Source organism: Enterobacteriaceae bacterium Kacie_13 (assembly GCA_013457415.1).
GTDB lineage: Bacteria > Pseudomonadota > Gammaproteobacteria > Enterobacterales > Enterobacteriaceae > Rahnella.
Window position 1 is genome coordinate 4,163,856 of the sequence record CP045665.1, and the last position, 16,344, is coordinate 4,180,199.

Here is a 16,344-nt window from a genome sequence, read left to right on the forward strand (position 1 = left end):
GTCGGTCAGACCGCCTTTACGACTGTGGAATAGTCAGGGTTTGGCCGAGCTGCACCTCGCCAGACTTCATGTGATTCGCGGTTTTAATATCCGTCATGCTGACGCCATATTTACTGGCAATCGCCGACAGCGTATCGCCACGCTGAACCTTGTGCTTCGAGGGTTTCTTCGTCGCTTTCGAGACTTTCGCCGTTGAAGCCGACGCCCCTGTAGCAACTGATGTGCGGGTACCTGCCGGGACTTTCAATCTTTGGCCAACCCAAACGCCGTCTTTTTTCAGTTTATTGAGATCGCGCAGCGCGGCATTAGTCGTACCGTAACTGCTGGCAATCCCCGTCAGCGTTTCGCCCCGCGTCACTTTGTGGATCTGCGTGGCACCGGCGGCACCGGCGGTCACTTCAATCGGTCCTGGTTGATTTACGGCAGTATTACCTGCCGGGCTACTGTCTCCCGCCGCTGCTGATGAGGCCAGCAGCGGGCGGTTTTCGACCTTTGGGCCGTTTTGTATCGGATGCGACTGGAAATAATTACGCAGGCCAATGTGAATGGCTCGCGCAATTTTATCCTGGTACGCGCTGCTGCCCAGCAGCCGCTCCTCGGTTCCGTTACTAATAAAGCCGGTTTCCACCAGCAGGGAAGGGATATCTGGCGAGCGTAATACGCCCAGACTGGCGTGCTCGGGTTTAGCTTTGTGCAGTGAGCCTACGCTGCGCAGTTCGCGCAATACTCGGGTCGCCACGTCATAACCCACGCGTTGTGAATGACCGAATTGTAAGTCTAATACTGCCTGACTCAGATAAGGGTCAGAGGCAGTATTGGCCAGCACGTCGCCTGCACCACCGAGTAATTCAGACTGTTTCTCATGCTGCTCCAGCCAGTTACCCATTTCACTGTTTGCACGACGGTTCGAGAGCACCCACACGGAGGCTCCGCGTGCACTGCGGCTTGGTGCGGCATCCGCATGAATCGACACCAGAACATTGGCGTTTTTCTTACGTGCGACATCGGAACGGCCCATCACCGAAATAAAGTAATCGCCATCTCGGGTCAGCACCGGCTGAAACATGGGATCCGCGTTGAGGATCGCCTGCAATTTACGGGCTATCGCGATAGTGACGTTTTTCTCTTTGAGGCCGCCCGCGCCGATAGCGCCAGGATCCTGCCCGCCGTGTCCGGCATCAATGGCAACAATGATTTTGCTGTCGCTGGTGGAAATGGTGGAAGAACGCGAGTTGTCTGGCGCAACGGCCGTCGAGGCAACCGTGGTCTTGTCATTGGTAAACGGATTAGATTTCGTCGACACCGCCGGCGTTCTGTTGGCATTCGGCGATGGCGTATTGGTCACAGTTGAAACCGGCGCTGCGTTGCGCGGTGCGGCCGCTGCATTCATGGTCAGCACCACGGTGTACTGGCTGCCGTCTTTCTGCTTGGTCGCGTTAGTCCTGACCTTCTGATTTAATTCAAACACCAGACGCTGGCTTTGCGCGTTTGGCGGCGTACTCGCCCGCACCCGAGTCACCAGATTCTGTCCGTTGAAGGTCAGAGGCAGGCCTTTCATCACGCCGTCCTGACGGATATCCATCACCACACGCTCAGGGTTATGCAGAGGGAAAAAAGAATAATCCGGGGAACCGTCGAAGGTAATGGTGACAGTCGACTGCGACGCCCCGTTCGATACATTGATATTTTTCATGCCAGCCGCAAAGGCGGAAGCGGGTGCCAGCACAGCACAAAGCATCAGCGTCGATAAGAGCATCGCCGCTGAAGAAAAAAGAGAAGTAATACGTGAATTCATCGCGTAATCATCCTTGCTGTTGAACACGATGCAGCAAATTCATGCCAGATTCAGAAACCGCGACCAGTGTCGCCGTACGCCCCTGAGGCTGGTAATCCAGCGTCAGCTCGATGTCCGGTTCAGGCAAAACGCCCTCGCCTTTTTGTGGCCACTCGACCAGACAAATGGCGTCCTGTGCGAAATAATCGCGGATCCCCATGAACTCGAGCTCTTCAGGGTCAGCCAGACGATATAAATCAAAGTGATACACCGCAATACTTTCCAGCTGATAGGGTTCTACCAGTGTGTACGTCGGGCTTTTCACGTTGCCCTGATGCCCTAATGCCTGAAGAAATCCCCGGCTAAAGGTTGTTTTACCGGCTCCCAGATCGCCATACAAATGGATAACCGTTGAGCCTTCGCAGGCTTTTGCCAGAGAAGCACCTAGTTGCAGCGTTGCCGCTTCGTCGGGTAGTGAGAGAGTAAGTTGATTCATTCAGTGATATCTATTTCTTCAGGTCTGGATTAACTAACGGAGCAATCACCGCTAAAAGATCGGTCGCCAGCATACCGCGCGTTCCCTGCTGCCGGGCGATGTGGTCTGCGGCAGCACCGTGAATCACTGTTCCCGCGCAGGCCGCATCATATACATTCAGTTTTTGAGCAAGCAAGCCGCCAATAATACCAGAAAGCACGTCACCCATGCCGCCTGATGCCATACCGGCATTGCCGACATCAGCCACCGCCAGTTCGCCTTTTTCGCTGGCGACAAGCGTGCCTGCGCCTTTGAGCACCACCACGCCGCCGTATTGCTCAACAAGTTTTCTGACGGAAAGTAAGCGGTCACTCTCAATATCCTTCACTGTACAGCCGAGTAAACGGGCTGCTTCACCGGGATGCGGCGTCAGTACGCGATTTTGCCGTTTCTCCGGTGTGATTGCCAGCAGGTTCAGCGCATCCGCGTCCCATAAAGCCGGTTTATCGCATTTCGCCACGCGTTCCAGTGCCTGTTTGCCCCAGGTTTTCTGACCTAAACCGGGACCAATAACAACAACATCCGCCCATTCCAGCGCCTCTTGAAGGGATTCGTCCGTCAGTTCCTGCACCATCAGCTCAGGTCTGGCAGTGAGTAACGGCCCTGCATGTTCTTTGTGAGTGAGTACTCGCACTAATCCGGCACCCGCGCGCAACGCGGCCTCCGACGCCATACGGATAGCCCCGGCAAAGCCCATATCGCCGCCGATAACCACTAACCGGCCATGCTCGCCTTTGTTGGAACAAGGCCGGCGCGGATGCAGCCATTGGCCTGTCTGCGTGGCGTCCAGACGCTGCAATAACGGTGCATGGCTCTCGAGCCAGCTTTCCAGACCCAGCGCATCGCAATGTAATTCGCCGACATAATCACGCGCCTGCCCGGTAAGCAGGCCCGGTTTAAGTCCAATAAAGCTGATCGTGTGATTAGCGTGAACTGCTCTGCCAGCAGCCTGCCCGGTTTGTGCGTTCAGCCCGGAGGGAATATCCAGAGAAATGACCTGCGCAGAGGCGACGTTAATGGCGTCGATCATTGCGTCGTAGGGCGCTCGCGGGGCGGAAGACAAACCCGTGCCCAGCAATCCGTCGATAATCACATCGGCTTCTTCCGGCCATTTAGCAGCGGAAGTCTCGACGGTGCCACCGCACGCCAGCCAGCCTTGACGCGCCTGTTGCGCTTCATCAGGAAGAACTTTGTCGTTTTCGACAGCCAGCAGCGTCACGTGAAGACCGGCGTTTTTGGCCAGTCGCGCCACTTCATAGCCATCCCCGCCATTATTACCGTGGCCGCACACAATCAGCCAGTGTCGGGCATCAGGATAAATGCGCTGCGTCAGCGAAAAAGCCGCCGCAGCCGCTCGCTGCATCAGGGTGAACAGAGAAACCCCCGTTTCCTGCGCGGCCTGACCTTCAACCTTACGCAGCCATTCAGCAGAAAATACGGAATGTGGTAAACTCGCCTCGTTTCGTTTTTCACGTTGGTTCGTCATGACACTCCCTCTCGATCTCGTTCAACTGGCTCAACATATCAAGCAATGGGGCCAATCGCTAGGCTTCCAGCAGGTTGGCATCTGCGATACAGACTTATCTGCAGAAGAACCTAAACTGCAGGACTGGCTTGATAAACAATATCATGGCGAGATGGAATGGATGGCGCGCCACGGCATGTTGCGTGCGCGTCCTCATGAGTTGCTGCCCGGTACGCTGCGGGTGATCAGCGTCAGAATGAATTATTTGCCCGCCAAAGCCGCCTTTGCCAGGACACTGAATAACCCGCAACTCGGCTACGTTAGCCGTTACGCGCTGGGGCGCGACTATCACAAAGTGCTTCGCCAGCGGCTAAAAAAGCTCGGCGACATGATTCAGGCTTACTGCACCGAACAACAATCTGACCATGCGGTGACGTTCCGCCCGTTTGTCGATTCCGCACCGGTAATGGAACGCCCTCTCGCGGCCAAGGCAGGACTAGGCTGGGTTGGTAAACACTCACTTATTCTCAACCGCGAATCCGGTTCCTGGTTCTTTCTGGGTGAACTGCTGATTGATTTGCCTCTGCCGGTCGATCAGCCGCAGGAAGAAAAGTGCGGAAAGTGCGTCGCCTGCATCACTACCTGCCCGACCGGTGCGATTGTCGCGCCTTACACTGTCGATGCCCGCCGCTGTATTTCCTATCTGACTATTGAACTGGAAGGGCCGATCCCGGAAGAATTCAGGCCGATGATGGGTAACCGAATTTATGGCTGCGATGACTGCCAGCTGATTTGCCCATGGAACCGTTATTCTCAACTGACGGACGAAGATGATTTCAGCCCACGCGCCGCGCTGCACGCCCCGGAGCTGATTGCTTTATTTGGCTGGACGGAAGAGAAGTTTCTGCGCATTACCGAAGGCTCCCCTATCCGCCGCATCGGTCATTTACGCTGGTTGCGGAATATTTCTGTGGCATTGGGCAATGCGCCCTACTCGGAAGAGGTGCTGACTGCGTTGCTGTCACGGAAAGGCGAAAATGCGTTGCTGGATGAACATATCGAATGGGCAATCTGCCAACAGACAGAAAGAAGAAGTGAATATCGTGTGGAAGTACAAACTTCGCAGCAGAAACGGTTGATCCGCGCAGTGGAAAAAGGGTTGCCGCGAGATGCATAACAATTCCTATAGCACTTAATTCGCAATGCCTGATTTTCTGTGCATAAAAATAAAAATGCTTTGCCAATCAAGTGCAAAAAAAGAAGCAAGTGATCCCCATAACGTTTCGCTATAAATATATTATGTTTTAAAACAACTAATTATGAATTGGCAATACGGAGAGCGCAAAAAACAGACAGTTTAAAAAAACAGCTAAACCTGTGGATAAGTCTGTTTAAAACATTACTACAAATCGTGTATAGATCGGATTCATCACGCACAAACTATGCATGAGTTTAGTGATAAGAAATGATTTTGTATTGAAGAAGAAAATTGGAGCGGGAAACGAGACTCGAACTCGCGACCCCGACCTTGGCAAGGTCGTGCTCTACCAACTGAGCTATTCCCGCTTAGAGATGCTTGGTGCATCTGCTGTAAACTTACAGCATTTGAAATTTTTGGAGCGGGAAACGAGACTCGAACTCGCGACCCCGACCTTGGCAAGGTCGTGCTCTACCAACTGAGCTATTCCCGCGTCGCATGGCACTGCTTTTGTTTTACGTATCAAATCATACTGATAAAACGTTGAATCTAAAACCTTTAAAAAATTGGAGCGGGAAACGAGACTCGAACTCGCGACCCCGACCTTGGCAAGGTCGTGCTCTACCAACTGAGCTATTCCCGCTCTGCGCACTCAACGAAATTCTTCATCGGTACGGGGTGCGCATTATACGAGAAATCCTTTTAGCCGCAACCCCCTGAAAGCAAAAAAATGATATTTTCGTTCAAGTGCCGATTAAACCATCAAAGCGGTGATTTAAGCGGCGAAACACGGTGCTTTTGTGTCCCGCAGCGTTTCTAAAAAGATTTCGGGTATTTTAGTGTTTCATCACAACTGGATGAAATGCTCACGGTAATAGGCAAGTTCAGCCACGGATTCGCGGATATCGTCCAGCGCCTGATGAGTATTCTGTTTCTTAAAGCCGCTGAGCACTTCTGGTTTCCAGCGACGCGCCAGCTCTTTCAACGTGCTGACATCCAGATAACGATAGTGGAAATAGGTTTCCAGCTCCGGCATGTACTTAAACAGGAAGCGGCGATCCTGCCCGACGCTGTTACCACAGATTGGCGATTTGCCTTCAGGCACCCACTCGCGCAGGAACTCGATGGTTTTTTGCTGCGCAGCATTGTCGTCAAACGGGCTGGCTTTTACGCGCTCAACCAGACCGCTGCCGGTATGGGTGCGCACGTTCCAGTCATCCATCAGTGCCAACTGTGCGTCGGACTGATGCACGGCCATGACCGGGCCTTCGGCGAGAATATTCAGGTGCGCGTCGGTCACCAGCGTGGCGATTTCAATGATGCGGTCACGTTCAGGATCAAGACCGGTCATTTCCAGGTCAATCCAAATCAAATTCGAGTCATTTGCAGCCATGATGTGTCCTATTACAAAGAAAGAGATATAGCTGGTATCATAGACGTTTTGGTCGCACCGAGCGATTAAAGCCAGTCAAGTGAGGCGCAGTGACTAAGTCAAAACTGTCTAAAGGGCAACAACGTCGCGTTCAGACTAACCATCAGCGTCGTCTGACACAGACCGACAAGCGGAAAGAGCTGGACGATTCTCTGCATGGCGAACCGCAGGACGGCATCGTCATCAGCCGTTTTGGAATGCATGCGGACGTTGAAGCAGCCGACGGCAGCCAGCACCGTTGCAATATCCGCCGTACCATCCGTTCTCTGGTCACCGGTGACCGCGTTGTATGGCGCGCCGGCGAGAACGCCAGCGTAAAAGGTATCGTTGAAGCGGTACACGAGCGCACCTCCGTCCTGACACGCCCTGATTTCTATGACGGCGTAAAACCTATCGCCGCCAACATTGACCAGATCGTCATTGTCTCCGCAATCTTGCCAGAGCTGTCGCTGAACATTATCGACCGCTATCTGGTGGCTTGCGAAACCGTTGAAGTTGAGCCACTAATTGTGCTCAACAAGATTGACCTACTCGACGACGAAGGCCGTAAATTCGTCGATGGTATGATGGCTATCTACCGCCGCATCAATTATCGCGTGCTGGAAGTCTCCAGCCAGACTGGCGAAGGCATGCCGGCATTTGAAACCGCCTTGACGGATCGCATCAGTATTTTCGCCGGACAATCAGGCGTGGGCAAATCCAGCCTGCTGAACGCCCTGCTGCCGCCGGAAGAAAAACAGATCGTGGTCAATGAAGTCTCCGACAACTCCGGTTTGGGTCAGCACACGACTACCGCAGCGCGTCTTTACCACTTCCAGCGCGGCGGCGACGTCATCGACTCACCAGGAGTCCGTGAATTTGGTCTGTGGCATCTCGCGCCAGAGCAAATTACGCAGGGCTTTGTCGAATTCCGTCCTTTCCTCGGGTACTGCAAATTCCGCGACTGCAAACATGGCAGCGATCCGGGTTGTGCTATCCGTGATGCCGTAGACCGTGGCGACATCGCCGAAGAGCGTTTCGACAACTACCATCGTATTCTGGAAAGTATGGAAGACGTAAAAACGCGTAAAAACTTCGACGCACTTTGATGTTAACTTATTGAGTTAACAGGTTAATGATAAACGGGGGAGGTTAACGGACGTTGAACCGTTGATTTCTCACCGTTACAATCAGCGCCAGTAAAAACGCTTCTCGCAATAACACGATGTGTGACCGTCCACATGAGTGGCGGTCTCCTGCAAAAATGGCCGGTCATGCCGGTTATTCATACCATCCAAGAGGTTTTCCCCGTGCTGGACAGTATCAAAATCAAACTTCAATACTTACTTCCTAAACAAGGCCTGACCCGTCTGGCAGGCTGGGGCGCGGAAAAACGTGCTGCCACGCTGACGCATTGGGTGATCAAAGCCTTTGCACGCTTTTACAGCGTCGACATGAAAGAAGCACAAAACCCGGATATCAAGTCTTACGCCACGTTCAATGAATTCTTCGTTCGCCCGCTGCGCGACGGCGCGCGTCCTGTGGTCAGCGGTCTGGACATGCTTTGCCTGCCCGCCGATGGCGCAGTCAGCCAGTTAGGGGCCATTACCGACGGCAAACTTTTCCAGGCAAAAGGCCACTTCTACAGCCTTGAAGCGCTGCTGGCGGGGAATTATCAGCTTGCGGAGCAGTTCAAAGACGGCCAGTTCGCCACCATTTATCTGGCACCGCGCGATTACCACCGCGTGCATATGCCGTGTGACGGCGTACTGCGTGAAATGATTTATGTGCCGGGCGATTTGTTCTCGGTGAACCCGCTGACCGCCGCCAACGTGCCGAACCTGTTCGCCCGTAATGAGCGCGTCATCAGCGTATTTGATACTGAATTCGGCCCTATGGTGCAGATTCTGGTTGGTGCGACGATTGTCGGCAGCATCGAAACCGTGTGGGCTGGCTGCGTTACGCCGCCGCGTGAAGGCATCATTAAACGCTGGACATACCCAGCCGCCGGTGAAGAAGGCGCTATCGCGCTGGAAAAAGGCCAGGAGATGGGTCGCTTTAAACTTGGTTCAACGGTGATTAACCTGTTTGCTGCCGGTCAGGTACGCTTTATGCCACAGCTCAACAACGGTACGGTTACCCGCATGGGCGAACCTTTCGCCGAAGCCCTTCGTGCGCCAGCTGCTGCACCACAAGAACCAAAGACGTCTGATTTCGTCTGAACTGACAGTCATAAAGAACTGAAAAAAGGAAGTGACGAGTGCGCCTGATCCCCGCCTTGCTGATGAGTCTACTGTTGTCTCTGCCGCTCATGGCAGGCGCTGCGCCGACCGAAGATCAGCTCAAACAGGAACTGAAACAGGCGGAAGCCAACAAAGAAATGGCCAATCAGGCGCAGGTCGTTGAGGCATTGCAAAGTGCACTCAACTGGCTGAACGAGGCCAAAGTATCTGCCGGGCGCACTGCGGAATATCAAAAGGTCATCGATGACTTCCCGAAACTGACGCAGTCACTGCGTCAGGAACTGCAAAATCAGCCCGAAAAGCCGCCTGCGGTAAGCACCGATTTATCGAGTGCAGAGCTCGATCAGCAAATTTTGCAAATCAGCAGTCAGCAGTTGGAAGAAACCCGCCAGCTGCGTCAGGAGCAGGATCGCTCACGCGATATCAGCGACTCCCTTAGCCAGATCCCACAGCAACAATCTGAAGCACGCAATGCGCTTGGCGATATCGATCAGCGCATTCAGGCAGCCACGGCAGCTGCTTCGTCCTCTATTCTGGCACAGGCTCAGCTTAGCGCTTTGCAGGCGGAATCTGCGGCGCGTAAAGCAAAAGTCGATGAGCTTGAACTGGCTCAGCTCTCGTCGAATAACCGGCAGGAATTGTCGCGGATGCGCGCCGATCTCTACAAAAAGCGTGCGGATTATCTGGATCAACAGCTACAGGCCTTGCGCAATACGCTCAACAATCAGCGTCAGCGAGAAGCGGAACAGGCGCTGGAAAAAACCGAGTTGCTGGCGGAACAGAGCGGCGAACTGCCCCACTCCATCAGCCAGCAATTGCAATCCAACCGCGAACTTTCACTGGCGCTGAATCAGCAAGCGCAGCGGATGGATCTGATTTCCTCTCAGCAACGTCAGGCGGCCGCGCAAACGCAGCAGGTCCGGCAGGCGATCAATACCATTCGTGAACAGGCGCAATGGCTCGGTGCGTCCAATCTGCTGGGTGAAACGCTGCGGGCGCAGGTTTCACGCCTGCCGGATATGCCGAAACCGCAGCAGCTTGATCGCGATATGGGTCAGTTGCGCGTTCAGCGTCTGCATTATGAAGATTTACTCGATAAGCAGGCAGTTTACCGGCAGGGCCGTCAGGACGATGGCAAACCGCTGACCGCCGCGCAGCAAAAAATTCTCGACGCACAGCTGCGCACGCAGCGTGATTTGCTTAATTCGCTGCTCTCCGGCTGTGACACGCAAATTCTCGAACTGACCAAGCTGAAAGTGGCCAACAGCCAGCTGGTGGAAGCGCTGAATGATGTTCACGAAGCCGCACACCGTTATCTGTTCTGGGTCGCTGACGTCAGCCCTGTCAGCCTTTCTTATCCGATGATGCTGGCGCATGACCTGAAACGTCTGGTGTCGCTGGATTCCCTGAGCCAGCTGGGCGGCGCGGGAATGATGATGATCACCAGTAAAGAAACGCTGTTGCCGCTGTTTGGCGCGCTGATCCTGGTGATTATTAGTATCAGTTCCCGCAAGCACTACTATGCATTTTTAGCGCGCGCCAGCAGTAAGGTCGGCAAAGTTACGCAAGATCATTTCTCGCTGACGATGCGCACCGTGTTCTGGTCGATTCTGGTGGCGATGCCGCTGCCAGTGCTTTGGGCGGCACTAGGCTTCGGGCTGCAAAGCGCATGGCCGTATCCGATTGCCGTTGCGATTGGCGACGGTGTGACTGCTACGCTGCCAATCCTGTGGGCATTTATGGTCAGCGCTGCACTGGCGCATCCGCAAGGGTTGTTTGTCACCCACTTCGGCTGGCCGCAGCGCGCCGTGTCCCGCGCACTGCGCTATTACGCGCTCTCCATCTGGGTAATTGTGCCGCTGATTATGGCGCTGATTACCTTTGATAATCTCAATGATCGCGAATTCTCCAACACCCTTGGACGCCTGTGCTTTGTGATTTTGTGTCTGGTCGTGGCGCTTGTGACGCACAGTCTGAAACGCGCGGGCATTCCGCTGTACCTCGATAAGAAAGGTAACAGCGAGAACATGCTCAACAATGCACTGTGGTGGATGCTGCTCGGCGCACCGATTGTCGCCGCGCTTGCTTCCCTGATGGGCTTCCTCGCCACATCGCAGGCGTTACTGGCACGTCTGGAAACCTCAGTCGCCATCTGGTTTGTACTGTTGGTGATTTATCACATTATCCGTCGCTGGATGCTTATCCAGCGACGCCGCATCGCCTTTGAACGCGCCAAACAGCGCCGCGCGGAAATGCTTAACCAACGGGCACGCGGCGAAGACGAAGGTCATCATGCCAATACCAGCAACGAAGGCACGGTGGAAATTGAAGAACCGGTGGTCGATCTGGATGCAATTTCCGCGCAGTCGCTGCGGCTGGTACGATCGTTGCTGACGCTGATCGCGCTGATCTCGGTGATCTTCCTGTGGTCTGAGATCCATTCAGCGTTTTCGTTCCTGGAAAATATTCATCTCTGGCAAGTATCATCCACCGTTCAGGGCGTCGAAAGCATGCAGCCGATCACGCTGGGATCGGTGCTGATCGCTATTCTGGTGCTGATCATCACCACGCAGCTGGTGCGCAATTTACCCGCTCTGCTTGAACTGGCGCTGCTGCAACATCTTGATCTGACGCCGGGCACCGGTTATGCGGTGCTGACCATCACCAAATACGTACTGTTGCTGATTGGCGGCCTGGTGGGCTTCTCACTGATTGGGATCGAATGGGCGAAGCTGCAATGGTTAGTGGCAGCGCTGGGTGTCGGGCTCGGCTTTGGTTTGCAGGAGATCTTCGCTAATTTTATTTCCGGCCTGATCATTTTGTTCGAAAAACCGATCCGTATCGGCGATACCGTAACGATCCGCAATCTCACCGGCAGCATCACCAAGATCAACACCCGTGCCACCACGATCGCCGACTGGGACCGCAAAGAGATCATCGTGCCGAATAAGGCCTTTATCACCGAGCAATTTATCAACTGGTCGCTTTCCGACTCTGTGACCCGTGTAGTACTGACAGTGCCCGCACCGTCGGAAGCCAACAGCGAAGAAGTGACTGAAATCCTGCTCAATGCCGCGCACCGCTGTTCACTGGTACTGGACACACCAGCACCTGAAGCCTATCTGGTGGATTTACAGCAGGGTATTCAGATTTTCGAACTGCGTATGCACGCCGCTGAAATGGCACACCGCATGCCGCTTCGCCACGAGATCCATCAGCTGATTCTGGCCGGATTCCGCGAACACGGCATCACCCTGCCATTCCCGCCGTTCCAGGTGCGGATGGAAACCTTGCATCGCGCACAAAATGGCAATAACGCGACCTTTACCAGCAGCAGTGGCAGTGGCCGTAGCAGTAACAGTTCGCGTTCTCCGGGCGATTTATAACAGATATTCAGGGGCAGATTTTCTGCCCCTGAACGTTACAGATCGGCAATGAGCGCCGCCGCCGCTTTACGGTGCTGAGAAATCAGCGATTTGATATCCATATCCACGATTTGTCCGTCAATCACCCGCCACTTACCGCCGACCATGACTCTGTCCGCCCTTTCAGCCCCGCACAGCAGCAGCGCGGAGATCGGATCATGGCTGCCGCTAAAACGCAGCTCGTCCAGCCGGAATAACGCCAGATCCGCCTGCTTCCCCACCGCGATTTGCCCGATATCATCACGTCCAATCAGCTTCGCTGAACCGCGAGTTGCCCAGCCTAAAACCCGTTCCGGCGTGACATACTCCGCACCGTAGCGCAGACGTTGCAAATACAGCGCCTGCCGCGCTTCGTACATCAAATTCGACGCATCGTTGGAGGCGGAACCGTCCACGCCTAAGCCGATGGGAACGCCCGCAACTTCCAGATCGCGCGTAGGACACATGCCGGATGCCAGCCGCATATTCGACACCGGACAATGACAAATACCGGTGCCTGCAGAACCCAGGCGCTGAATTTCATCGGCATTGAAGTGGATGCCGTGCGCCAGCCACGTGCGGTCACTCAGCCAGCCGACGCTGTCGAGATAATCCACCGTGCGCAGCCCGAACATTTTCAGGCAGAACGCCTCTTCGTCCAGCGTTTCGGCCAGATGGGTATGCAGCCGGACATCTTCCCGCTGGGCCATCATCGCGCTTTCACGCATTATTTCGGTGGTGACGGAGAACGGCGAACAGGGCGCCAGAGCAATTTGTATCCACGCGCCTTCGCCGCGCTGATGATAACAATCAATCAGCCGCTGACTGTCGCGCAGAATGGTTTCGCCGGACTGCACCGTCTGTTTCGGTGGCAGACCACCCTGCTCTTCGCCAAGGCTCATCGAACCGCGCGTCAGTAAAGCGCGCATGCCCAACTCCCGCACCACGTCGACCTGCACATCGATAGCCTCTTCCATTCCCTGCGGAAACAGGTAGTGGTGATCCGTGGTGGTGGTGCAACCGGACAGCAATAATTCGGCCATCGCCACGCGGCTGGCAAGCCCGAGTGCTTCCGGCTGCAAACGCGCCCAGACCGGATACAACTTTTTTAGCCATGGAAACAACGGCACGTTAACCACCGGCGCCCAGGCCCTGGTCAGCGTCTGATAGAAATGGTGATGGGTGTTGATAAGGCCCGGCATCAGTACACAGTCGGTAGCATCAAATACCTGATCAACTGGCTGTGAAGGGCTTTGGCCGACGGCCAGTACTTCGGCAATCTTCGTGCCTTCGATGACGATGCCACCGCGGGCATCCAGTTCATTTGCGGTGAAAACGGCCAGCGGATTCTGGAGCCACATACGTTGTATAGGCATAACTGACATCCTTTTTAGATAGAAATAATATTCAAAAAGTGAGTCAGCTCAGTTATGCCCTGTCTGCTGATCCAGGGGCGCAAGCGCGAAAAATCAGTGAACCTTAACTTCCTCTGCCACGACGCTGACGCGCTCTGCGGGCATCAGCAAATTCAGCAGAATGGCGACCACACCGCCACTGGTGACCGCATGGCCGAAGATATTCCCGACGATTTGCGGGAACTGGCTGAGCGCTTCTGGCACTGCTTCGATGCCCAACCCGATACCGAAGGAGATGGCGATGATCAGCATTTCGCGGCGACCGACAGGCGACTGCGTCATGATACGAATACCTGCCGCCACCACGCTGCCGAACATCACCAGCGTCGCTCCCCCCAGCACCGGCGCGGGGATTTGCTGTAATACGCCGCCGATAAACGGGAACAGTCCGAGCACAATGAGCACACCACCGATATACATGCCGACAAAGCGGCTGGCGACGCCGGTCATCTGGATCACGCCGTTGTTTTGCGCGAAGGTGGTATTCGGGAAGGAGGAGAACATCGCCGCGACCATACAGCTGATGCCGTCTGCAAGAATTCCGCCCTTCAACCGTTTGCGAAAACTCTCACCTTCAATGGGTTGCTGTGAGAGCATGCAGTTTGCGGTGAGATCGCCCACGGCCTCCAGAATGCTGATGAAAGAAACCAGCGCGATAGGTACGAAGATAATCCAGTCAAATTTGAAGCCGAAGCGGAACAGTTGCGGCAGCGCAAACCAGTCGCCCTGCACCGGTTTCACCGGCAGATGTCCGCTCAGAGCGGCGGCGACGCAGCCGGTAATAATCCCCAATACGATCGAAGCCAGACGAACCCAACGCACATTAATCCGGTTACAGGCGACGATCACCAACAGCGTCAGCGCTCCCAGTCCGAGATTGGCCGGCGCACCAAAATTCGCCGCACCGTGTCCCCCCGCCCAGTCGGTGATACTGACTTTAATCAGGCTGATGCCAATCAGCGCAATCACCGTTCCGCTCACTAACGGCGTGAATACCCGGCGCATCTGGCCGATAAAGCGACTGACCAGCAGCGGGATAAACGCGGCGACAAAGTTCACGCCAAAAATCATCGCCATGATGTCTTCAGGCGAACCGCCACGGCTTTTCACCAGCATCCCGCCGGAGAGGATCACACCCAGAAATGCAAAACTGGTGCCCTGCAGGCAAATCATTCCCGCACCTACCGACATAAACCGGCGCGCCTGAATAAATGTCCCGATGCCAGACGCCAGCAGTGACATGCTGATGAGATACGGCAGATAGGCATTCAGCCCCAGCACCGAACCGATAATCAGCGGCGGCGTGATGATCCCGATCACGCTGGCCAGCACGTGCTGCACAGCGGTGAAAAAAGCCGGTACCGGCGCAATGCGCTCTTCCAGTCCATAAAGCAGTTCTTTTTCGTTGGCTTCTGACATAACAGTTATCCGGGAAAATGAGAGATATTCCTGTTATGCATAAAGCAGGCCAGCGGCGAAATAATTTGCCTTAAACAAAGCGAAACGCCCGATTTAAGCGGATTGCTGAAAACTACGCCCATTGAAACTTTAAAATCAGCGCTGCGCCATTTGGGTACTTTTGTTTCATGGAATGCGCTGTTTTAGTGTTTTTGCACAATAGAAGGGCAGGAAGCGAAAAAAGAAGGGACATTCAAAAACAAACCCCGATCGGTGACCGGGGTTTACGGACGGAGTGATGAATATCAGGCACGCGTAACCGGGAAAGCCAGCACATCGCTCAGGCTGGTGGCGTTCAGCGCAATCATGATCAGACGGTCAACGCCCAGCGCCACACCTGAACATTCCGGCATGCCATGTTCCAGCGCCGCCAGCAGATTGTTATCAATCGGATGCTGCGGCAGACCGCGCGCCGCACGTTTGCGGTTGTCCTGCTCGAAACGTTGACGCTGCTCACGGCTGTCTGTCAGCTCGCGGAAACCGTTCGCCAGCTCAATGCCTTTGTAATACACCTCGAAACGTTCAGCCACGCGATGATCTTCGGTGCTGATTTCCGCCAGAGACGCCTGCGATGCCGGGAAGTGATACACGAACGCCGGTTTATCGCGGCCGATGTGCGGCTCAACGCCCATGGTGAACAACAGCTGCAGCAGCGTGTCGCGGTCTTCTTCGGTGTCGGCAATATTGGACAGATCCAGTTTCGCCGCCGCTTCGCGCAGCTCGGCTTTATCGGCAGAGAGCGGATCGATATTCAGATGACGAGTGAAGGCCTGCTGATAAGAGAGCGTTTCAGCGCTGGCGCAATCAAGTACCTGTTGCAGTAAATCATCCACTTCATTCATCAGGCGGTACATGTCATAACGCGGACGGTACCACTCCAGCATGGTGAACTCGGGATTATGGTGAATTCCGGCTTCTTCATTACGGAAGCTGCGTCCCATCTGATAGATAGGGCCGCTGCCCGCTGCCAGCAGGCGTTTCATGTGGTATTCCGGGCTGGTCATCAGATAGAGCGTCATGCCATCGGCGGCACCCGGTCCGACAAAACGGGTCTCGAAGGGCACCAGATGAATATCGGTCACCGTGGCCTGGCTCATGGCTGGCGTTTCAACTTCCAGCACGCCGCGATCGCCAAAGAAACGCCGGATTTCAGTAAGAATGGCCGCGCGCTTTAGCAGATTGGCAACAGAAGCGCTGGGTTGCCAGCTGGCTGTTTCGCTCATGGTGATTTACTCCGAATTCAGAAAAGTCATGCAGTCTACCTGCATCCCCACGGGCAAACAAATATCTCATTTTGCGAACTCTGACACAGAGAAAGCCGAAATGCGCGTTCACATCAAATTACCACTTCTACCACTTAGGTATAATAATTCCCTTACAAACAATAAGAATATTACCCTCTGAGACAGCGCCTGTATGTCATCAGGGTTCACTAAGCCTT

At 54.6% G+C, this 16,344-nt stretch carries 11 protein-coding genes and 3 tRNA genes; 4 read left to right on the forward strand and 10 right to left on the reverse strand.

Annotated features, from left to right (window positions below; translation table 11 throughout):
- Positions 1-16 precede the first annotated feature (16 nt).
- The 3 genes from amiB to GE278_19055 are packed head-to-tail and all read right to left on the reverse strand — an operon-like array spanning position 17 to position 3,795.
- Positions 17-1,795, reverse strand: coding sequence for an N-acetylmuramoyl-L-alanine amidase AmiB (gene amiB, locus GE278_19045; protein ID QLK62725.1), 1,779 nt, complete (start codon positions 1,793-1,795; stop codon positions 17-19).
- 7 nt (positions 1,796-1,802) lie between these two features.
- Entirely contained in the window at positions 1,803-2,270 is a 468-nt protein-coding gene (tsaE, locus tag GE278_19050) for a tRNA (adenosine(37)-N6)-threonylcarbamoyltransferase complex ATPase subunit type 1 TsaE (GenBank protein QLK62726.1), read from the reverse strand.
- A gap of 10 nt (positions 2,271-2,280) precedes the next feature.
- Positions 2,281-3,795 (reverse strand): bifunctional ADP-dependent NAD(P)H-hydrate dehydratase/NAD(P)H-hydrate epimerase, encoded by a 1,515-nt coding sequence (locus GE278_19055; GenBank protein QLK62727.1) that lies wholly within the window; start codon positions 3,793-3,795, stop codon positions 2,281-2,283.
- Between GE278_19055 and queG the strand changes: the two genes are divergently transcribed.
- Entirely contained in the window at positions 3,794-4,951 is a 1,158-nt protein-coding gene (queG, locus tag GE278_19060) for a tRNA epoxyqueuosine(34) reductase QueG (protein QLK62728.1), read from the forward strand. The genes GE278_19055 and queG overlap by 2 nt on opposite strands.
- 313 nt (positions 4,952-5,264) lie before the next feature.
- Here queG and GE278_19065 read toward each other — a convergent pair.
- From GE278_19065 to GE278_19080, 4 genes are all read right to left on the reverse strand, one after another.
- Positions 5,265-5,340 (reverse strand) — tRNA-Gly (locus tag GE278_19065).
- 49 nt (positions 5,341-5,389) lie between these two features.
- Positions 5,390-5,465 (reverse strand) — tRNA-Gly (locus GE278_19070).
- Between the two features lie 74 nt (positions 5,466-5,539).
- Positions 5,540-5,615: transfer RNA gene (locus GE278_19075), tRNA-Gly, on the reverse strand.
- A gap of 204 nt (positions 5,616-5,819) precedes the next feature.
- Positions 5,820-6,365 carry an oligoribonuclease gene (locus tag GE278_19080; GenBank protein QLK62729.1) on the reverse strand — a complete coding sequence of 182 codons (546 nt, stop codon included), beginning with the start codon at positions 6,363-6,365 and terminating at the stop codon, positions 5,820-5,822.
- 89 nt (positions 6,366-6,454) lie between these two features.
- Here GE278_19080 and rsgA point away from each other — a divergent pair, with 89 nt between their 5' ends.
- The 3 genes from rsgA (at position 6,455) to mscM (ending at position 12,012) form a co-directional block, all read left to right on the forward strand.
- Complete coding sequence (rsgA, locus tag GE278_19085) at positions 6,455-7,492, forward strand: small ribosomal subunit biogenesis GTPase RsgA (GenBank protein ID QLK62730.1); 1,038 nt, start codon at positions 6,455-6,457, stop codon at positions 7,490-7,492.
- Positions 7,493-7,693: 201 nt separating this feature from the next.
- Complete coding sequence (gene psd, locus GE278_19090) at positions 7,694-8,605, forward strand: phosphatidylserine decarboxylase (GenBank protein ID QLK63350.1); 912 nt, start codon at positions 7,694-7,696, stop codon at positions 8,603-8,605.
- A gap of 38 nt (positions 8,606-8,643) precedes the next feature.
- On the forward strand, positions 8,644-12,012 hold the full coding sequence (gene mscM / locus GE278_19095) for a miniconductance mechanosensitive channel MscM (protein ID QLK62731.1): 3,369 nt from the start codon (positions 8,644-8,646) through the stop codon (positions 12,010-12,012).
- Between the two features lie 35 nt (positions 12,013-12,047).
- Here mscM and GE278_19100 read toward each other — a convergent pair whose 3' ends face one another.
- The 3 genes from GE278_19100 to epmA all read right to left on the reverse strand — a co-directional run bounded on the left by GE278_19100 (position 12,048) and on the right by epmA (position 16,126).
- On the reverse strand, positions 12,048-13,406 hold the full coding sequence (locus GE278_19100; protein ID QLK62732.1) for an 8-oxoguanine deaminase: 1,359 nt from the start codon (positions 13,404-13,406) through the stop codon (positions 12,048-12,050).
- Between the two features lie 93 nt (positions 13,407-13,499).
- Positions 13,500-14,864 (reverse strand): xanthine permease XanP, encoded by a 1,365-nt coding sequence (locus GE278_19105; GenBank protein QLK62733.1) that lies wholly within the window; start codon positions 14,862-14,864, stop codon positions 13,500-13,502.
- 284 nt (positions 14,865-15,148) lie between these two features.
- Positions 15,149-16,126, reverse strand: coding sequence for an elongation factor P--(R)-beta-lysine ligase (gene epmA / locus GE278_19110; protein QLK62734.1), 978 nt, complete (start codon positions 16,124-16,126; stop codon positions 15,149-15,151).
- Positions 16,127-16,344: the final 218 nt, after the last annotated feature.

What these genes read in the sequence shown, in the direction of transcription:
- amiB (QLK62725.1), bottom strand. Translation starts at nt 1,795, where the DNA reads ATGAATTCACGTATTACTTCTCTTTTTTCTTCAGCGGCGATGCTCTTA.
- tsaE (QLK62726.1), bottom strand. Translation starts at nt 2,270, where the DNA reads ATGAATCAACTTACTCTCTCACTACCCGACGAAGCGGCAACGCTGCAA.
- queG (QLK62728.1), top strand. Translation starts at nt 3,794, where the DNA reads ATGACACTCCCTCTCGATCTCGTTCAACTGGCTCAACATATCAAGCAA.
- GE278_19055 (QLK62727.1), bottom strand. Translation starts at nt 3,795, where the DNA reads ATGACGAACCAACGTGAAAAACGAAACGAGGCGAGTTTACCACATTCC.
- GE278_19080 (QLK62729.1), bottom strand. Translation starts at nt 6,365, where the DNA reads ATGGCTGCAAATGACTCGAATTTGATTTGGATTGACCTGGAAATGACC.
- GE278_19100 (QLK62732.1), bottom strand. Translation starts at nt 13,406, where the DNA reads ATGCCTATACAACGTATGTGGCTCCAGAATCCGCTGGCCGTTTTCACC.
- GE278_19105 (QLK62733.1), bottom strand. Translation starts at nt 14,864, where the DNA reads ATGTCAGAAGCCAACGAAAAAGAACTGCTTTATGGACTGGAAGAGCGC.
- epmA (QLK62734.1), bottom strand. Translation starts at nt 16,126, where the DNA reads ATGAGCGAAACAGCCAGCTGGCAACCCAGCGCTTCTGTTGCCAATCTG.